Origin of the sequence: Oceanobacillus sp. FSL W8-0428 (assembly GCF_038004405.1) — a bacterium.
Lineage (GTDB): Bacteria > Bacillota > Bacilli > Bacillales > Amphibacillaceae > Oceanobacillus > Oceanobacillus sojae.
Map to the genome: position 1 here is coordinate 12,193 of NZ_JBBORB010000001.1, position 20,132 is coordinate 32,324.

Consider the following 20,132-nt stretch of genomic DNA (forward strand, 5'->3'; position numbering starts at 1 on the left):
TACTATTCCCCCAGCAATTCAATTAGTTCAATCCGGCGATTTTCTTCTTGTGATAAAGCTGCCGCTTCGTTAAGACGGGTTAATTGAATAACGTCTTCTTCTGTGATAGTTGGTTTCGATTTGCCCTGTATTGCTGCAGCCCACTGTTCCATTGGAATTGGGAGAGGCTCCTGTGCATCTTCTGGCTGTATCCATCCACTCCCCTCGAATTGACTGCTTCTTAAACGAATCTGTTCATCTTCAATAAGCAGTGTCCCTTCTGTCCCATAAAGTTCTAATTGAAAAGGGTTTCCATTTGATAAAAAGCTTGTTTCAATAATGCCCAAGCTGCCTGATTCATATTCCACAATAACAACAGCATTATCATCTGCACCAAGATTTCTTATGGAATGGAGTGATGCTTGCAATGCTTTCGCAGGACCAGCGAGCCGATTAGTCAAATAGAACGGATGCGCCCCAAGATCAATGAGCGCCCCTCCCCCACTCTGTGCTGCATTAAAAAAACGTTCCGGGAGCCAACCGTATTTTCCATCTCCAGCAGCAACTGCACCATTATGCGCAAACCGGCAACGAATTGTGGTTAAATCTCCAAGCCATCCTTTGTCTACTGCCTTTTGTGCGTACACATAATAATTCGCTGTTAGTCTCGGCATGGAAACCATCAGTTTTACCTGATTTGCTTTCACAGTTTTATAGATTTCTTCACATTCTTCAACCGTAAATGCCAATATCTTTTCCGTAAATATATGCTTTTTATGTTCTGCTGCGGCGATAATGATATCTTTATGCAAACTTGTCGGTGTCGTAACAACAACAGCATCTATTTCCGGATTGTCCAGGACGGTTTGGAAGTTCACTTCAAAAGGAACTCCCAGTTCGTCTGCCCATTTCTTTCCCCGCTCTTCCTCCTCATCCCAGACAAGCTGGACAGAAAGGTGTTCGTTTTCTTTCACTTCTCTTGCATAATCATCTGCATGTACATGCCATCTGCTAAGTAATGCTACATTTATCATCTTTTTCCTCCTCTGTTAAGGCAACATATTATTTGTTAAATATTTTTTTAGAAAATACTCCAATTAAAAATAAACTGCTTTCCCTGTTTTCGCAGATTCATAGATCGCCTCCAAAATTTGCGTAACAACAAGTGCTTCTTCTGGTTTTACCGTTGGTTCTGTATCGTTGATAATACTTTCTATCCACAATCTCGCTTCCAAATCGGCATCATTTTCCGCTTTTCCTTCATAAAAGGCCACACCGCTGGTTGAGAGATCAATCTCATTGGTATATAGTTTTCCAAAGTCCTCCCCATTAATTCGCAAGCCGTTTTTCATATCTGCGCCGCCCTCGGTACCACTGAGCGTACACTTTGCTTCATCCACATCTAATGAATTCAATGCCCAGCTCGCTTCCAGAGTAATCGTTGCCCCATTCTCCATTGTAATAAAACCGAATGCGGAATCTTCTACCGTAAATTTTTCCGGATCCCAAGGCCCCCATGCATTCGCGGCATCTTTCTTTTTGCCTAATTTATGATACGTGTTTCCCATGACAGACTTTGGTTTATAATTGTCCATCATCCATAAGGTAAGATCAAGCGCATGTGTTCCAATATCAATTAATGGTCCACTGCCCTGTTTTTCTTCATCCAAAAATACACCCCATGTTGGTACAGCCCGACGTCGAATCGCGTGTGCCTTCGCGAAATACACCTCCCCTAAATCTCCACGTTCAGTTACCTGATGCAGATGCTGGCTGTCTGGTCTAAAGCGGTTGTTGTAGCCAATCGTCAATTTCTTCCCAGTCCGGTGTGCTGCTTCTACCATTTGTTTTGCTTCCTCTGAGGTTTTGGCCATTGGTTTCTCGCACATTACATGCTTCCCGGCTTCCAGTGCAGCAATCGAGATTTCTGCATGAGAGATGTTCGGAGTCAGAACATGCACCACATCAATCGTCTGATCCTCCAATAATTTTTGGTAATCTTCATATACTGTCGCGTCTTCTGTTCCATATGCTTGAGCCGCTTTTACTGCTTTTTCTTTCTCAATATCACAGAATGCTGTTAATGCTACTTCCTTTATTTTTGATAGGCTTGGAAGGTGTTTTCCATTAGCAATTCCTCCGCACCCGATAATAGCCACATTTAATTTTTTCGTCATATTCAAATTCCTCCTATTTTTTCAAAAAAGTTTTTACCTTGTTCATCAATTAAAGATTCAAAATGCATTTCAAAAATGGAGCAGGCGCCAATAATACCAGCTTTAATTCCCTCCACTGCCGGCCCTTTTTCTTATTTCAGATTTCATTCCAGATATTCTGAACATTGTTCAAACTAATTTTAGTAGCTTGTCTGCATTCTTCCATTCCTTCGAATTCAATTGAAATGTATCCATCATAGCCGGATTGCTTGATGACATGGATGATATCGTACAAGTTGATATCTCCATGTCCACTGATTGCTCCGCGTAAATAATTACCTGAAGCTGTTTGAAACCAGCCTTCACCAAGATAATGCGCAGATGCTGGACGATAATAGAAATCCTTGATATGAATCATAGATGCATCTTTTATATTTTTCTTCACGGCAGCAACAGGGTCTTCATCCACACAGAGGAAATTTCCGACATCCAAAGTCGTTTTAAAATTTTCCCGATCCACACTGCTAAGTAAACGCTGAATTCGGTCGCTTGCCTGAACATAAAAACCATGATTTTCAATGCTGGTCACAATATCGTATTTCTTTGCGTAGTCAGCTATCCGTTGACAGGCTTCCACCAGCCGCGGCAGGTCTTTTTCAAACTGTTGAATCGAAGTTTCCTGGATCGGTTTAAATGAAACATCATGCCGCATCCGCTTAACTCCTAATGCGTCAGCGACATCTACTTCTTTTTTGACACGCTCCACCTCCTGTTCATATGCTTCTGCTGTAGCCGGCAGAAAATCTGCACCAATAGCATAATTAGAAATTTCAATTCCAACCTCTTTTACTCTTTCTTTAATTTTTTTAATTAAACCCGGATTATCGGTCAATGTATATCCCATTGGCACCAATTCAATATGCTTTCCTCCCTGAGCTGCTGTCAAATCAATAACATCCAAAATGGTCATTTCTCCGACATTCAGCGCCTTCACTAAACTATAAGAACTTATCCCAAGCTTCATTTTCGAACACCTCCAGCAGTTATTTGTTTCCTTTTCATATATCTAGTGTGTTTAAAATTTTCATGTCTGAAGGGACTGTGCCTTCCCAAGAAAACGATGGTATGATCCGCGCTTGCCCTGTATGTCTCTACACAATCCTCTATTTCTTCACATTCCAATATTAAATGGCTGTTATATCCTGGCTCTTTCATAAGTTTGACGACCTTCTTTCTGCTATTTGCCGCAAATTCATTTCAAAGTATTCAAACATACTTTTTTCTGGCGGTAAGTCGAAAGCGATTACATCATTCTATATGCATTTACTACTCAACTATTTTAACCTATCGACATGTTTTTTCACATCATCCTTTCGTTGTTAATCATTTTCTTTCCAGCGATTATAAGCATCCTGATAAATCTCCACGTAACGTTTGATATTCATCTTTTCAATGGTATCAACATAATTATCCCAGTTGGATAATGGCTCCACACCTGTAATAAATTTCGCCTCCATTTGTTCTACATAAGAATTCAAGTCCACTTCAATATTGTTTACTTCTTTTTGCTCCTCTTTTGTCAAATAAACAAGAGGATATCCGATTTCGCCAAACGGTTCAATCTTTTCCGCTGTTTCTTCCTTAATAAATTGTTCAAATTGAGTATCTTCTCCCAAACTATCCAGATCATTTCTTAATGACGGTGTTGTAATACCATAGTCGGGAGTAAGCGAACCCCGATAATCCTCTGAAGACTCATATCCTTCCGGTGTATCAAGCTTCTGCTTCGTTCCTTCTTCTTCATCTTCCCACTCCCATAGATGCCCTTCTGGTCCCATATTCAAATATTCAAATCCTTCTTTGGAGTAGAAATAATCAATCCAGCGAATCGATGCTTCTGGATTCGGATTACTTTCTGAAATAGAGAAGGCTCCTCTGGACATCCCGTGACCAAGAGGAATTACAGGCTCTCTGGAATCGTCATTCGTCAAAGGATAGAACATTGGATTCCCGACAGCTTCTTCTTCCGGTTCTCCAGTAGTAAAGAAAGAGTACCAATCCGGGAAAACACCAATGCGGCTGTCTTGACCTTTGGCCTTTTTCTGTTCATCAGACTGAGAAAATGTTTCCGAATCCAATAACCCTTCTTCATAAAGTTTATGCATATACGTCAAATACTCTTTATATGCTTCTTCCATTGGGGCATAACGCACTTTTCCGTTATTTTCTTCAATTCCCCATTCCTTGATACCAAATGCAGCAAGCAGCCATGGACGGGAGCTTTCCATTTTTACATCCAATAACGGAATTTCATCAGCTTGTCCATTTCCGTTTGGATCTTCTTCTTTAAACCGTTTCAATAATTCATAGAATTCATCTGTAGTTTTGGGTAATTCCTCAACTCCTAGTGCTTCCAGCCATTTCCCGTTATACCATAATGGCCCTGTATACCATTGTGCAGTTGTTTCATCACTGACCATCGGTAAGGAGTAGATGTGGCCGTCAACGGTTGTAATTGACTTTTTAATATCCGGTCTTTCTTCCAGCAGTTTTTTCAAATTCGGTGCATATTCTTCAATCAATTCTTCCAGTGGTATAAGTACACCCTGCTCTCCATAATCAACCTCCATCCCAGGTGTCAAATTATCTGTGCCTGCACCGTAAATAATATCCCCTATGTCCCCGCTGGTAAAGGCAAGGTTCAGCTTTGTCTGAAAATCACTGGCCGGCGGCGTAACGTATTTGAATTGAATGTTGGTCTTCTCTGTATAGTCCTTCAGCAGCTCCATATTTTCCCACTCTTCGATTCCGTTTCCTGGAGCCATCATTGTTAATTGTATTTCTTCATCCACAATAGGAAATCCCTCTTTGTTGACCTCCGCTTCTGCTGCTTTTTGTGCATTTGCATCTCTTTTTTGCGTTTCTTCATCTGAACCGCATGCTGCCATTATGGTGATGAATAGCATTAAAGTTACTAGCAGCCTCCAAGTTTGTTTCATTGTTATTCTCCTTTCCATTTTACAAATAATCCATAAATTTCATATTATTCATCTCTAACCTTTTAGCGAGCCGATCATAACACCCTTTACGAAGAAGCGTTGTAAAAATGGATATATAATAATAATCGGCAAGGTGGAAACAATCATTACACCATATTTGATAACTGCTGCAAGTTGTTGCTTACTGTGCATTGCTTCTGCCATACTTCCTGTTACATCCGTGTTCTGTGAAGCCATTTCTTGTAAAACAAGTATTTCCCTCAAAACCAGCTGAAGCGGAAACAGTTCTTTGTCTGATAAATAAATCAATGCATTAAAGTAGCCATTCCAATGTCCTACACCATAGAATAGTCCCATTACTGCGATAATAGGCATAGACAAAGGCAATATGATTTTGAAAAACATTTTAAAGTTAGATGCTCCGTCAATAATTGCCGCTTCCTCCAGTTCTTTCGGGATCGTTGACTGGAAAAACACCCTGGCAATAACAATATTCCAGACAGCCGCTGCATTTGGCAGAACCATTGCCCAAATGGTGTCGATTAACCCAAGACTTTTTACAACCAGATAAGTAGGAATCAACCCGCCACTGAAAAACATAGTAATTACGAACATTGCCATGAATAAATTTCTGCCCGCAAAATCCTTCCTCGACAAGGCATATGCTGCAGGTATAGTTACGGCAAGATTAATTGTTGTCCCCAATACTGTATAGAATAGGGTATTTAAATACCCTTTCCAGATTGCACCATTTTCAAAAATAATGCGATATCCTTCAAACGTAATTCCTTTAGGAAAAAGCCACATTTTTCCTGAATTCACATCGGCAGGGTCACTAATAGATGCACTGATTATATATACCAGAGGATACAATACAATTAACGTAGCAAAACCCAGGAAAACGTAAATCAGAATTTTTATAATCTTATCGGTCATTGTTTCACTGATAGCTGAATTCATCAAAACCCTCCCTTTTTACCATAAACTTGTTTCTGATCGTTTTTTTGCAATTTGGTTGACAGTTATAAGCAGAATTGCGTTAATTACTGAGTTAAATAGACCGACTGCAGCTGCAAAACTGTACTGTGCATCCAACAATCCAGCCTGGTAAACAAATGTTGCGATAACATTAGACGATTCCAAGTTAAGCGGATTTTGTAAAAGCAAGATTTTCTCGAACCCCATTGCCATGATATTTCCCAGGTTCATAATTAACAGTATAATCATCGTCGGTACGAGAGCGGGAATGTTGATATGCCAAATCCGTTGCAGTCTGGTTGCTCCATCTACAATTGCTGCTTCATGATGCTGTGGATCCACTCCGGAAAGCGCCGCCAAATAAATAATCGTTCCCCAGCCAGTGCTTTGCCATACGCCGGAAAAAACATATACTGTCTTAAACCATTTCGGATCACTCATAAAAGGAATTGGATCTAATCCCAATAATGTAAGCCCGTGGTTTATAATCCCCGTTGCAGGAGAAAGAAAAGCAATAATCATACCGGCCATTACTACAACTGATATAAAATGGGGTGCATAAGTGACTGTTTGTACCGTTCTTTTATATAGCCCATCCTTTGCTTCGTTTAAAGCAAGCGCCAAAATAATAGGCAGTGGAAATCCGATGATTAATTCATACACGCTGAGTCCCAACGTATTCTTTATAAGGTCCCAGAAATAATATGAATCAAAAAATCGTTTAAAATGTTCTAGCCCTACCCATTCGCTTCCCCAAATCCCACTCGAAGGAATAAAATCTTTAAAAGCAATTTGAATACCGTACATTGGAATATAATGAAAAATAAAAAAATATAAAAAGGCAGGTAAAATAAATATGTACAGCTGCCAATTCTGTAATATTTTTTTATTCTTCTTTTTTGGCTTTGGCAGTTTTGCCGGAACTTTCCTGCTTTTTGGTGTTTGTTGCTTTTCTTCCTCGGTTAACACCGTTGCCGTATTTGAATCCATATCCTTTCCTCCCCTCATGTAACTGCTTTCATTCTAGATTTTTCTGAATACAGATTCAATATGTATATTTGGTTATAACTTGTAGCCATACACTGCAAGAATCGATTTACCGCCCGCCCACCAATAAACTTAAAAATTTAAGATATGTTAAATTTGTTCACCTATGTCAAATACGTTGAAACCATGATAAACGCTATAATAGCACCGTTTACAAATTATGTAGTAATCAAACCATCTACTGATTTTCTCTCTTCTGCGTATAACGCAAAAGGAGAATCAGTCCTCCGCCAAAAGCTAATAAAAAAGCTGATAAAAGAATTCGAGACATATTGGATATACTTGATTAACCAAGTATGGCCGATCCCGTAATTTTCTTATCAACTGGATAGTATCATCACAGTAGAAATAAGTGACATCCACATTTTCAAGACATATGAGAAGTCTATAAAAAAGCCTGATATAAGCTCGTTTTAAAAAACAAGTTATCAGGCTACTTTTCCCTATTTACATTTCTATTTAGCGAATGAATTAATTTAATTATATATTTCTTAGTTTTATAGTTAAACTCAACTTCTATTAATCACTTTCTTTCCATCGATCATAGGCTTGCTGATAGATTTCCACATATTCTTCTGTATTCATTTTCTGAACTGTTTCTACATAATTATCCCAATTGGATAATGGTTCTACGCCTGTAATAAACTTTGCTTCCATTTGCTGGACATAGGATTTCAAATCTACTTCAATCGTATTAACTTTCTTTTGCTCGTCTGTTGTTAAATAGACTAAAGGAAAAGGTACTTCAGCATAGGGTTCGATTTTTTCTTTTGTTTCCGCAGCAATAAATTTATCGAAATCTGATTCTTCTAATCCACGGATTGGACCACTCTTTGTTGGTGTCGGAATCCCGTAATCCGGAGAAATAGTGGCTCGGAAATCTTCCCTGGAATCATAGCCTTGAGGGACATCGAGTAATTTTCTTTTTTCCCCTTCCCACTCCCAAAGCTCTCCTTCCGGTCCCATGTTTAAAAATTCATAGCCTTCTTGCGAATAAAAATAATCAATCCATCTAATCGATGCTTCCGGATTAGGATTTTTATTTGTAATAGAGAAGGTTCCTCGCTCAATTGCAGGATTTCTCGGTATAATGGGCTCCTCTGAAACAGGGCTTGTCAAAGGCTGGAACATCGGATTGTTCATCGATTCGTCTTCAGCTTCTCCAGTGGTAAAAAATGAAAAGTAATCTGGAAAAGCTCCTACTCTGTTATTCTGTCCTTTTGCCTTCTTTTGTTCATCTGCTTGTGAAAATGTCTCCGAGTCCAATAATTTTTCGCTATAAAGTTTATTCATATACGTTAAATATGATTTATACTCCTCTGTAATTGGGGTATATCGGACTTTTCCATTCTGTTCTTCAATCCCCCACTCCTTCATCCCAAAAGCTCCTAACATCCAATGACGTGTGCTATCCATGTTCACATCAATCATCGGGATCTCATCGGCTTCCCCATTTCCATTAGGATCTTCATCTCTAAAACGAACCAGTAGTTCATAAAATTCATCTGTTGTTTCAGGTAATTCTTTTACATCAAGCGCTTCCAGCCATTTTCCGTTATACCAGATTGGTCCTTTGTACCAGATTGAGGTTGAACCGACAGACACTCTCGGCAAGGAATAAATATGTCCGTCCACAGTAGTGATAGATCTTTTTACATCCGGATTTTCTTCTAACATTTTTTGGATATGTGGAGCATATTCTTTAATTAATTCTTCTAAAGGAATTAATAATCCTTGTTCCCCGTAATCTACTTCCATCGCGGGAGTTAAATCATCAGACCCGGCAGCGTAGATAATGTCTCCCATATCTTCACTTGCAAAGGCTAAATTAAGCTTCGTTTGAAAATCATTCATTGGAGGGGTGGTGTATTTAAATTTAACATTTGTCATATCTGAATAGGCAATTAAAGTTTCCATATTGCTCCACTCCTCCATACCGGCACCTGGCGCCATCAGGGTCAACTCTATCTCTTCATCTACGATAGGAAAACCTTCTTTATTTACATCTACACTTGCAGCATGTTCCATTTTTTTATTTTCTTCATCATCTACCTTCTCCGTGGAAGCACATGCTGTCAATATAGACATCAATAAGGTAACAGCTATAAATAATTTCCAAATCTTCCTCATTTTAATCCCCCAATATAGTAATTTATTAACTTTTTTATTTAAAATCGCTCCATAAGTCCAGCAATCATTGAGATAGTACTACAATAGAATTTTTCACTATTTCTCTATATAGAAAGATAGCCAGACAAAACTTATTTTTTCAGAACACTGCCCGGGTCGACGGACTTTTAGGGTTTACATATTAGCGAAAGCAAGTAGGAAATCTAGTTACTCCTCCAGTTGTTATAGGCCTCCTGATGAATTTCAACATATCTGTCAATGCCCATCTCCTTTATTGTTTCTACATATTTATCCCAATTTGATATCGGCTCCACACCGGTGATAAATTTTGCTTCCATTTGTTCCACATATGACTCCAAATCTACTTCAATCGTATTTATTTCTTTTTGTTCTTCTCTTTTTATACTTACTTCAGGAATAGCAACCTGATAATATGGTTCTCTTTTTTCTTCTGTTTCATCAATTGTAAAAAGAGCAAAATCATCAGGCTCTTCTTTTACCTCAAGAGGAGGATTTAAAAATGGTGCTGCAATTCCATATGATGGTGTTAACGTCTTGCGGTATTCTTCTGTATTGTCATATCCTTCAGGCAGGGGAAGCTGATTTCTTTTATTTTTTTCTTCGTCAGCCCATTCCCATCTATACCCTTCAGGCCCCTGGTCAAGGTATACTCCTCCATCCTCCGTATAAAAATAATCTGCCCATCTGATAGATGCCTCCGGATAAGGATTTTCTTCCGTTAAAATAAAAGCGCCACGGTTAAAACCTTGCGATGCAGTAACAATTAATTCATCAGACACCGGACTTGTTAATGGAACAGTCATTGGATTATTTACTGCTTCATCATTTGCCTCACCAGTTAAAAAGTAAGAATAGTAACCTCCCAGCAGACCAATTTTATTTTCCTGTCCTTTTGCGTTTACTTGATCTTCAGATTGAGAAAATGTCTCAGGATCCAGCAAGTTCTCCTCATATAACCTGTTCATATATATTAAATATTCTTTATAATTTTCGGTTATTGGCGCATAGCGAACTTCGCCATCTATTTCTTCTATACCTTGGCTTTTCAAACCGAAAGCGTTCAGAAATAACATTCTGATGGGGTCCATTCCTTCACTGCTGATTGGAATTTCATCCGCTTCCCCATTTTCATTTGGATCTTCATCCCGGAATTGAATTAATAAATCATAAAGTTCATCTGTTGATTCAGGCAGCTCCTCTACTTCTAAAGAATCCAGCCACTTTCCGTTATACCACACAGGGTTCACCCATTTTCCTCTGTGATCCGTATTATTATGGGGCAAAGCATAAATATGACCGTCTGCTGAAGTAATCGATTTTTTGATATCCGGTCTTTCTTCCAGCACTTTTTTCATGTTCGGTCCATACTCCTCGATTAAATCCTCTAAAGGTAAAAATAGACCCTGCTCTCCGTATTCTCCTTCCATACCTGAAGTCAAATCAATTGGTCCATAAATAATATCGTCTAAATCACCGCTGGATAGAGCAAGATTTAAGTTTGTGCCAAAATCACTGGCCGGGGGAGTATTAAATTCAAAATGTATATTGGTTTCTTCTGCATAATCTTGAAAAAAGGGCATATCCTTCCATTCTGTACCTTGTGCATTCGGCCCCATCATCGTCATCGTAATTTCTTCATCAACAATTGGAAAACCTTCTTTTCTTACTTCTACATCAATGGCATGTTGTTTATCCTCCTCAGCTCCCGATGAACAAGCTGATATAAAACACGCTGTAACGATTGTAACAACTGACATCATCACTCTATTCCCCATCCATAATCTCCTTTCTTACTCTTTTATAGTGAGTTGATAGATTTCGGCAGAATTTACAGTACCTCCTTTTTTTGTAATGCTTACATATTAGTTCTTTTTGAAACCGTTTTCAATATGTGTATTTGCGTATGAATTGTCACTGTTACTAGGCAACATTTGTTTACAAAGGTTTTATACTTTATGTGATATGTGAAACTTGTCCAACTATGCTGATTATTACAAAAATGAGGAGAACCTCTTGGTTCCCCTCATTTTTATTATCGATTAAACCTGCGATATTGTCCTGGTGTGATACCAACATTCTTTTTGAATTTCCTGGTAAAATTAGCAACATCCTTATATCCGACATTCAAAACAATCTGCTTGATTGAATCATTGCTTTTTACCAATTGCTGTTTAACATAATTCATTCTTAGCTCTTGTACATATTCAGAGAAATTTACACCGGTTTGGTCTTTAATAAAGCGGCTGACATAAGATGCCGATAGTTGGAATTCAACTGCAATTTTCCCCAGTGATAGGTCGTACTGATCAAAATTGAGCTGTATATAGTTTAGAATATCTTTTCGTAACTGATCATTATGGCTTTCTTTATCTTTTGCAACTTCCTTGCAGACCTCCTGAATCATTGTCAGCAAATCTCTATGCAGCTGTTCAGACGAGCTAAATTCTGCAAGTTTATCAATATTTTGTATATGGTTCCTGAGCCCAAGATCCGATATTGTTTTAATAACCGTATTAATAATATCGTAGTATATCAACTTCACAGCATGCAGTGGAAGCCCTTTCTTTGTATGCAGCGAAAAAATGTCAGTTAACGTTTCCTTTGCTACTGCCACATCACCCTGTTTTAAACTCTGCACCAGTTTTATTTGTTCTTCTCTAGGGTAACCGAAGACCTGCTCCTGTTCCAAACTTATATCTTCAAAGTTAATAATGCTTCCCGCTGGATACATAAATTTATAATCCATAGCTGCCAGTGCTTCAATGTAGGAACGATTTATTGATTTTTTTTCATTACAAATTCCTCCCACACTAATTGTAGGCTCCGAGGAAAGCCTCTCTCTCATATAATACTGTACTTCTCTAATTACCTGTCCCCTTTCTTGCCCAGCATTCCCATGTCTTTTCTCTAAGCCGATAATCAACGCGAATGTGTCATTATAAAGTAAATTGACAGCCTGCCCAACGGCATTCGTCAGTGCAAGTTCAGAAAAATCCTTTAATACTTTCTCCCTTATTTCTACTTCATTTGCTTTAACATTTTTTTCCTCAAAAAAGATTATGGCAACAAAGTAGGCTTCAGCTTTTATTGGAATATGCAATGTATCCAGCATCTTCTCTATTTCTTTCTCATCATTTATATCTCCTCTTAGCAAACGGACCAACAGTTGTTCCCTTGCAAAAGGCTGCTGTAAATCGACGGTTTCATTAATCATCTGATAATCGTGATAAATATGCGAAATACGGTGTTGAATAGTTTCCAACTCATTTTTATTTTCATTATTAAGGCCGCCATTTGTCAGTTCAAACAATTTTTTTATCGGCTTGTACTGATTTCTGCCCAAATAAACTGCAAGCACAATACCCAACACAAAAATCCCTGTTATAATCAAGAGGATTAATTGCTTTGTATGCTGCAATCTTTCAAAAAACTGTTCCGTATCCAGGATCGTTACAAATGTCCAACCACTGTCATCCGATTTAACAGTTGAACGTGAATATTCATTCCCATTAATTTTTAAATTATCGATCCCCTGCTTGTTTCCAATAATCTTATCCAAATCTGACTGTGCAATATCTTCATCATGTATTGCAGCTGCAACCTCTTCATTATTTTCATTCAAAATATATGCATTTCCTTCAAAATCGCCAAGAATGGTTTCCATCTGGTCATTCATCATAGATTCCTTAATAAAAAACATCACCGTTCCATAAGGCGTCGGATTATTTGGTGCAATTGGGAACAAATAAGCGACAACGCGTTCCTTATTTCCTTCATTTGTAATGATATTTTCAGCAGATTTAATCATTGGCAAATTCGTATGTAATTCTTCTATAAACTGTTCTTTTTCCCAATCCTCAAACTGGTATTTTCTTTCTAAGAGTACATTAAGCGGGTAAGAGCCATTAGTGGAATACAAAATATCTTTTGAATGATAATAAACAAATAATTCTTCTATAATGGAACTATTTGCTTTATATTTTTTCAACTCATCGATGGCCTCACCACCGTAATAATCATCACTCACCATGTAGGGAGTTAAACGGGGATCATAGGATATTCTTGCAGCAAGCGTTTCCAATTCATTCATTCTTTCATCTGTCAATTGTTTTACTTGTTCCAATTTACTGATATTGGCCTGTTCAATTTCTTCACGTAAACTGGAAACCGAATTCTTGTATACGATAAAACTTAAAACAGAAAATGGAACTAGAAATATTAATAGATAGGAGACAATATATTTGTATAATAAGCGGGATTTTAACCATTTAAATTTAGACAACTCCCTGGCCTCCTTTTATTTTTAATTCATCTTTTTTTCTTCCAATTGAATAAAAGCTCTATGAGCAAACCATGTAATAGGAAAAATAGTCAATGACGCTCCAAAAAAAAAAGTCAGCACCGGAAGATATATAAATAAATAATACAGCAATAAAATGCATAACAGCATAGCAATTGTTTCAAAAGGCCGGGCAAATGCAACGAAGAAGGATTGCTTGAAATATTGAAAGTATTTTAATTTATAACGTGAAAATACAGGAAAGAAATATAAAAGAACCACGATATATAGTAAAACGATAAGTAATAATAAAGAATGGATAAACGCAGATTGGATTACTTGTTTAGATATGTTCAAATCCATATATAGAAAGACGCCTATCCCTAGAAGAACAATTCCCAGCCCATTCGATCTTAAAAATTGTTTCTTATATGTATGAAGAAAAACCTGAAAAATAGGCGCATCGTATCCTTCCTGGAACCATTTACTTATAACTGTAGTCACCGAAACAGTTGCTGGAATAACCCCAAAAAGACCAAGTCCTAATATAGTAAACATAAGCCAGAGTATTTGTAAATAAATCATTTTAGATAACCAATTTCCAAAATCGTAAAAAACCTTAATAAAACCGCTTAGTGCTGACATATTTCCCCTCCCATTTAATGTTATCGGCCTCTCATTAATAAATTGTTCGATACATCCGAATCTTCTTATTTATCAAATAATAAAAATTACAACTTACCCTCTCTGTATAACAAACATATCATACTTATCCATCTTTTGGTAGGCTCAAATTTTACGCTCTTTCGATATAATTTTGCCCTTACAATATACATTTTTTTGAAATCCATCACCTTACCCGCACTTCAAATTTTCACTGCACTGAAATACTTTTACGATAAAAACAAGAAAAGTATCTGATTAAAAAAACCTCTGTCTATGATGAATCATTCATCTTAGACAGAGGTTTCTCCATTTTTATTACATATTATTTATCGGCTAAGTTGTAGAAAGAAGTTAATCCGCCATACTCGCCCATGCCAGCTAATTCATCTTCAATGCGAAGTAACTGGTTGTATTTCGCAACACGGTCTGTACGGGATGGAGCACCTGTTTTGATTTGACCAGCATTTGTGGCAACTGCAATATCAGCAATTGTTGTATCTTCTGTTTCACCAGAACGGTGAGAGATAACAGCTGTATAGCCAGCACGTTTCGCCATTTCAATTGCTTCAAAAGTTTCTGTAAGTGTACCGATTTGGTTAACTTTGATAAGGATAGAGTTACCAATACCCTGTTCGATACCTTTAGAAAGTTTTGCAGTGTTTGTAACAAATAAATCGTCACCTACAAGCTGTACTTTATCGCCAAGACGATCTGTTAATAATTTGAAGCCGTCCCAGTCGTTTTCATCTAAACCATCTTCAATAGAGATGATTGGGTATTTAGAAATCATTTCTTCGTACCAGTCAACCATTTCTTCAGAAGTACGTACAACGCCTTCCCCTTTAAGGTTGTATTTACCATCGCTGTAGATTTCAGAAGCAGCTACATCCATAGCAAGTTTTACTTCTTCGCCAGGCTTGTAACCGGCAGCTTCAATTGCTTCAACAATTGTTTGAAGAGCTTCTTCATTGGAACCAAGGTTTGGAGCAAATCCACCTTCGTCCCCAACAGCAGTATTATAACCTTTTGAGCCTAATACTTTTTTCAGGGAGTGGAAGATTTCAGCGCCTGTGCGTAGTGCTTCTTTGAAAGAATCTGCGCCTACAGGCATAATCATGAATTCTTGAATATCTACGTTGTTATCTGCATGCTCTCCACCATTTAAGATATTCATCATTGGTGTTGGAAGAGTTTTTGCATTGAATCCGCCAAGATAGTTGTATAAAGGAACCTCTAAGTGGTTAGCTGCTGCACGGGCTGCTGCCATAGATACGCCTAAGATAGCATTAGCGCCTAATTTTCCTTTGTTTTCTGTACCATCTAAATCGATCATTAAAGCATCAATAATATTTTGACGGGTTGCATCTAAACCGATTAGTTCAGGAGCAATGATTTCATTTACGTTTTCTACCGCTTTTTCAACACCTTTACCAAGGTAACGGTTTTTATCGCCATCACGTAATTCTACAGCTTCATATTCACCTGTAGAAGCACCGCTTGGTACGATTGCAGAGCCAAAAGCTCCGGATTCAGTGAAAATTTCTACCTCAACAGTCGGGTTACCTCTTGAGTCTAATACTTCTCTTGCGTATACGTCAGTAATATATGGCATTATTTTCTCTCCTTTAATGTAATTCAAAAAGTTCGTCAAAAATGACACTTCAGGAAAAGGTACTTCTACTAAGTACGTCCACGTCCTGTGGACAACGTAGAAGTCATCACATCCTGTGAAAGCTCGTTAGCTTGCATTTCCGTTGGGGCTGGGACTGCGATTACTCGCCCCCATTAAAAGAGCTGCTCACGTATTAAAAGCATACGTTCCGCTACTCAATACTGCGCTGCCTCAAACTTCTTGGTCATTTCCACCAATCTTTTTGACTATTTATTTTAAATTTTTATTTTTTAATCAAGGATGAACCAGTCATTTCTTCCGGTTTCTCTACATCAAGTAAATCTAATAATGTTGGTGCCAAGTCAGCAAGAATGCCGCCGTCCCGCAATGTTATATCATCTTTCGTTACGATAACGGGAACAGGGTTTGTTGTATGGGCAGTCATTGGTTTATCTTCCAATGTAATAACCTCATCAGAGTTTCCGTGGTCAGCTGTAATAATAGCATGTCCACCTAACTCCGTAATCTTGTCAACAATTTTACCAAGACATTCATCGACTGCTTCAATCGCATCGATAGTCGGTTGCAGCATTCCTGAATGACCTACCATATCCGGATTGGCAAAGTTTAAGATAATCGCATTCTGCTCTCCGCCGTCAAGTTCTTTTAATAACGCGTCCGTTACTTCATAAGCACTCATTTCCGGTTGCAAATCGTAGGTTGCTACTTTTGGTGAATCAATAAGAATACGTTTTTCACCATCAAATTCTTTTTCACGGCCACCGCTCATAAAGAAGGTGACATGTGGATATTTTTCTGTTTCTGCAATACGTAATTGGTTCAGGTTGTTCTGAGCTAAAACTTCGCCAATCGTATTATCCAAGTTAATTGGTTTATATGCAACATATCCATCCACAGTTTCACTGAAGTTCGTCATCATAACAAACTCAAGATTCTTTGGAGCTTTCTCTCCGCGGTCGAAATCTCTGAAATCGTCGTTTGCAAATGTTCTTGAAACCTGAATAGCGCGGTCAGGACGGAAGTTATAGAAGATAATAGCATCTTCGTCTTCAATAGTTGCAACAGGTTTATCATTCTCATCTGTAATAACAGAAGGAATCACAAATTCATCGTAAATTTCGTTTTTATAGCTGTCTTCTACTACTTCAGCAGCACTGTGATAAGAAGGGCCTTCTCCATAAACCATAGCATCATATGCTTTTTTCACACGATCCCAGCGCTTATCGCGGTCCATGGAATAGTAGCGTCCAGAAACGGTCGCAATTTGACCTACTCCTAATTCCTTCATTTTTTCTTCAGTCTGTTTCAGATATTCACCCGCTGTTTGTGGACCTACATCACGGCCATCAAGGAAAGCATGAACATATACTTTCTCTAAACCATGCTGCTTTGCCAGTTCCAATAAGGCGAATAGATGATTGATATGACTATGCACACCGCCATCAGATAAAAGCCCGAAAAGATGTAATGCTTTATCTTTCTCTTTTGCATGTTTTACAGCATCAACAAGTGCATCTACCTCGAAAAAGTCGCCTTCCTCAATAGATAGATTAACACGTGTCAAACTTTGATAAACAACACGGCCTGCGCCAATATTTAAATGACCAACCTCAGAGTTACCCATTTGGCCCTCAGGCAGTCCAACTGCGTTACCGGAAGCAGTCAGCTGATTATGTGCATAAGCATTCCAATAACGGTCAAAGTTTGGTGTGTTTGCCTGCTTGACTGCATTTCCTTTTACTTCATCACGGATAGCAAAGCCATCCAGAATAATTAATGCAGCTAATTTATCTTGACTCATTTTGTACCTGCCTCCACTAATTGAACAAAGGATTCCGGTTCTAAGCTTGCGCCGCCGACAAGTGCTCCATCAATATCAGATTGAGCAAGAAGTTCATCAATATTAGCAGGCTTTACGCTGCCGCCATATTGGATAATTACTTGGTCAGCTATGCCTTGAGAAGTAATTTCTGCAATTACTTTACGTGTTTTTGCACAAACTTCATTTGCATCCTCGCTGGAAGCTGTTTTTCCTGTTCCAATTGCCCAAATTGGCTCATATGCAACAATTGTTTGTGTTACTTGCTCATCAGATAACCCTGCCAATGCTTTTTTTACCTGATTGCCAACAACATCCATGGTTTCGTTTGCTTCACGCTGTTCCAGTGTTTCACCTACACAAACAATTGGAGTTAAGCCATGTGCAAAGGCTGCTTTTGTTTTTTGATTAACAGTTTCATCTGTTTCCGCAAAATACTCACGGCGTTCAGAGTGTCCGATAACAACATGTGTTACGCCTATATCTGTTAACATAACCGGGCTGACTTCCCCAGTGTAAGCTCCAGATTCTTTAAAGTGCATGTTTTGAGCAGCAACTTTCACATTTGAACCCTTTGCTTTTTCAACAAGAGCAGGTAAATGTACGAAAGGTGCACAAACAATTGCTTCTGTATTCCCACCTGAAGCTTTTGGAATAACGGCATCCATAAAATCAGATGCTTCCGCCAGTGTTTTATTCATTTTCCAGTTTCCCGCAATAACTACTTTTCGCATGCGCTCACCTCATCCATTCTTAATTATTTATCGTTTAACGCATCTACTCCCGGCAGAACTTTACCTTCCATAAATTCTAACGAAGCTCCCCCGCCTGTAGATACATGGTTCATTTCACTTGCCAGACCGAATTTTTCTACTGCCGCTGCAGAGTCTCCACCGCCAATAACAGAGAATCCTTCTGTTTCAGCTACAGCGTCAGCAACTGCTTTTGTACCGCCGGCAAATGCATTTAATTCAAATACACCCATTGGCCCATTCCAAATAACTAATTTAGAATCTTTTATGATTGAAGCAAATGCTTCACGAGTTTTTGTTCCGATATCCAACGCTTCCCAATCAGCAGGAATTTGATCGATATCAACAATTTTCGTATTCGCATCTTCTGAAAAATCATCTGCTACAACTGCATCAACTGGTAAAACAAAATTAACGCCTTTGTCTTCTGCTTTTTGCATAAACTCTTTCGCTAAATCAATTTTGTCTTCCTCTAATAGAGATTTACCAATTTCATACCCTTGCGCTTTAATAAATGTATAAGCTAATCCGCCGCCAATAATCAAGTTATCAACTTTGTCGAGCAGATTATCAATAACATTGATTTTATCTTTTACCTTTGCTCCGCCGATAATTGCTGTAAATGGACGCGCCGGATCTTCCAATGCTTTCCCGAGAACTTCGATTTCTTTTTCCATTAAAAGTCCTGCTGCAGCTGGAAGCTTTGTAGCAATACCTGTTGTAGAAGCATGGGCACGGTGTGCTGCTCCAAAGGCATCATTTACATATACATCAGCCATTTGTGCAAATGCATCAACTAACGCTGGATCATTCTTTTCCTCACCAGCCTCAAAACGAACGTTCTCAATTAATAAAATATCGCCATTTTGTAATTGGTCGATAGCTTTATTAACTTCTTCACCGTAGACTTCATCCGTCTTAATTACTTCTTTGTTTATTAAATCGCTCAAACGTTTTGCTACCGGATCTAAGCGAAGTTCCTCTACAACTGTCCCTTTAGGACGTCCAAGGTGACTCGCTAAGATAAGTTTTGCTCCTTTATCCGTCAACTCACGGATTGTCGGCAATGCAGCACGAATACGTGTATCGTCCGTAATTTCGCCGTCTTTTAAAGGCACGTTAAAATCTACCCGGCAAAATACACGTTTACCTTCTACTTGTAAATCAGCAATGGTTTTTTTGTTCAACGGAATCCCTCCTAATTAGGTATATGTAACTCTCGTTATTATACCATTTTATCTTGCTTTACTACTAATTCTAGTGAAAATAAGTGTTCAAAAAGTCCGTTAAAAGGCCGGGTCGGCTAAAATCGCAACGTCCTGGGGTTGCGATTACTCACCCCATCGAAGACATTTGTTGCAACGCCGACACTAACACGTCCTGTGGGCGCAGCTTCGAGTAGTGGAATATATGTTTTTAAATACATGAGCAACTCTTTTAATGGGGCGAGTAATCGCAGCCCCAACGCAGAAACAAGCTAACGAACTTCCGCAGGATGCGGTGACTTCTACGTTGCCCACACGACGTGGGCGCTTTTAGTAGAAGGTCCTTTTCCCGATGCGTCATTTTTAATGGGCTTTTTGAACATCCTATAAAAAGAAAATAGAGGAGGAAAACTGCTCCCTCCTCTACTTATACCGTTCGGAGAGGCTTACCTTACAACGAACGTCGTT

General features: G+C 38.5%; 14 protein-coding genes. All 14 read right to left on the reverse strand.

Annotation, left to right across the window (positions count from 1 at the left end):
• Positions 1-2 precede the first annotated feature (2 nt).
• Positions 3-1,013 (reverse strand): Gfo/Idh/MocA family protein, encoded by a 1,011-nt coding sequence (locus MKY30_RS00070; RefSeq protein WP_341082471.1) that lies wholly within the window; start codon positions 1,011-1,013, stop codon positions 3-5.
• 63 nt (positions 1,014-1,076) lie between these two features.
• Positions 1,077-2,156 carry a Gfo/Idh/MocA family protein gene (locus tag MKY30_RS00075; protein WP_341082473.1) on the reverse strand — a complete coding sequence of 360 codons (1,080 nt, stop codon included), beginning with the start codon at positions 2,154-2,156 and terminating at the stop codon, positions 1,077-1,079.
• A 136-nt stretch (positions 2,157-2,292) separates the two neighbouring features.
• A complete protein-coding gene (locus MKY30_RS00080) occupies positions 2,293-3,159 on the reverse strand; it encodes a TIM barrel protein (protein WP_156984872.1) in 867 nt (288 codons plus the stop codon).
• Positions 3,160-3,514: 355 nt separating this feature from the next.
• Positions 3,515-5,134, reverse strand: a complete 1,620-nt coding sequence (locus tag MKY30_RS00085; protein ID WP_156984873.1) for an extracellular solute-binding protein — start codon at positions 5,132-5,134, stop codon at positions 3,515-3,517.
• 54 nt (positions 5,135-5,188) lie between these two features.
• The gene (locus MKY30_RS00090) at positions 5,189-6,094 is read right to left on the reverse strand and encodes a carbohydrate ABC transporter permease (RefSeq protein WP_147210279.1); all 906 of its coding nucleotides are present in this window, start codon (positions 6,092-6,094) and stop codon (positions 5,189-5,191) included.
• A 15-nt stretch (positions 6,095-6,109) separates the two neighbouring features.
• Positions 6,110-7,102, reverse strand: a complete 993-nt coding sequence (locus MKY30_RS00095) for an ABC transporter permease (protein WP_339282639.1) — start codon at positions 7,100-7,102, stop codon at positions 6,110-6,112.
• Positions 7,103-7,678: 576 nt separating this feature from the next.
• Positions 7,679-9,289, reverse strand: coding sequence for an extracellular solute-binding protein (locus tag MKY30_RS00100; RefSeq protein ID WP_339282640.1), 1,611 nt, complete (start codon positions 9,287-9,289; stop codon positions 7,679-7,681).
• A 203-nt stretch (positions 9,290-9,492) separates the two neighbouring features.
• Entirely contained in the window at positions 9,493-11,085 is a 1,593-nt protein-coding gene (locus tag MKY30_RS00105) for an extracellular solute-binding protein (protein ID WP_341082476.1), read from the reverse strand.
• A gap of 257 nt (positions 11,086-11,342) precedes the next feature.
• On the reverse strand, positions 11,343-13,592 hold the full coding sequence (locus MKY30_RS00110; protein WP_339282642.1) for an AraC family transcriptional regulator: 2,250 nt from the start codon (positions 13,590-13,592) through the stop codon (positions 11,343-11,345).
• Positions 13,593-13,613: 21 nt separating this feature from the next.
• Positions 13,614-14,234 carry a YesL family protein gene (locus MKY30_RS00115; RefSeq protein ID WP_341082478.1) on the reverse strand — a complete coding sequence of 207 codons (621 nt, stop codon included), beginning with the start codon at positions 14,232-14,234 and terminating at the stop codon, positions 13,614-13,616.
• Between the two features lie 343 nt (positions 14,235-14,577).
• Positions 14,578-15,867, reverse strand: coding sequence for a phosphopyruvate hydratase (gene eno, locus MKY30_RS00120; RefSeq protein ID WP_147210273.1), 1,290 nt, complete (start codon positions 15,865-15,867; stop codon positions 14,578-14,580).
• A 283-nt stretch (positions 15,868-16,150) separates the two neighbouring features.
• Positions 16,151-17,689 (reverse strand): 2,3-bisphosphoglycerate-independent phosphoglycerate mutase, encoded by a 1,539-nt coding sequence (gpmI, locus tag MKY30_RS00125; RefSeq protein WP_156984878.1) that lies wholly within the window; start codon positions 17,687-17,689, stop codon positions 16,151-16,153.
• Positions 17,686-18,441 (reverse strand): triose-phosphate isomerase, encoded by a 756-nt coding sequence (tpiA, locus tag MKY30_RS00130; protein WP_147210271.1) that lies wholly within the window; start codon positions 18,439-18,441, stop codon positions 17,686-17,688. Before tpiA ends, gpmI begins: the two co-directional genes overlap by 4 nt.
• Before the next feature lie 23 nt (positions 18,442-18,464).
• Positions 18,465-19,646 (reverse strand): phosphoglycerate kinase, encoded by a 1,182-nt coding sequence (locus MKY30_RS00135; RefSeq protein ID WP_339282646.1) that lies wholly within the window; start codon positions 19,644-19,646, stop codon positions 18,465-18,467.
• Positions 19,647-20,132 lie beyond the last annotated feature (486 nt).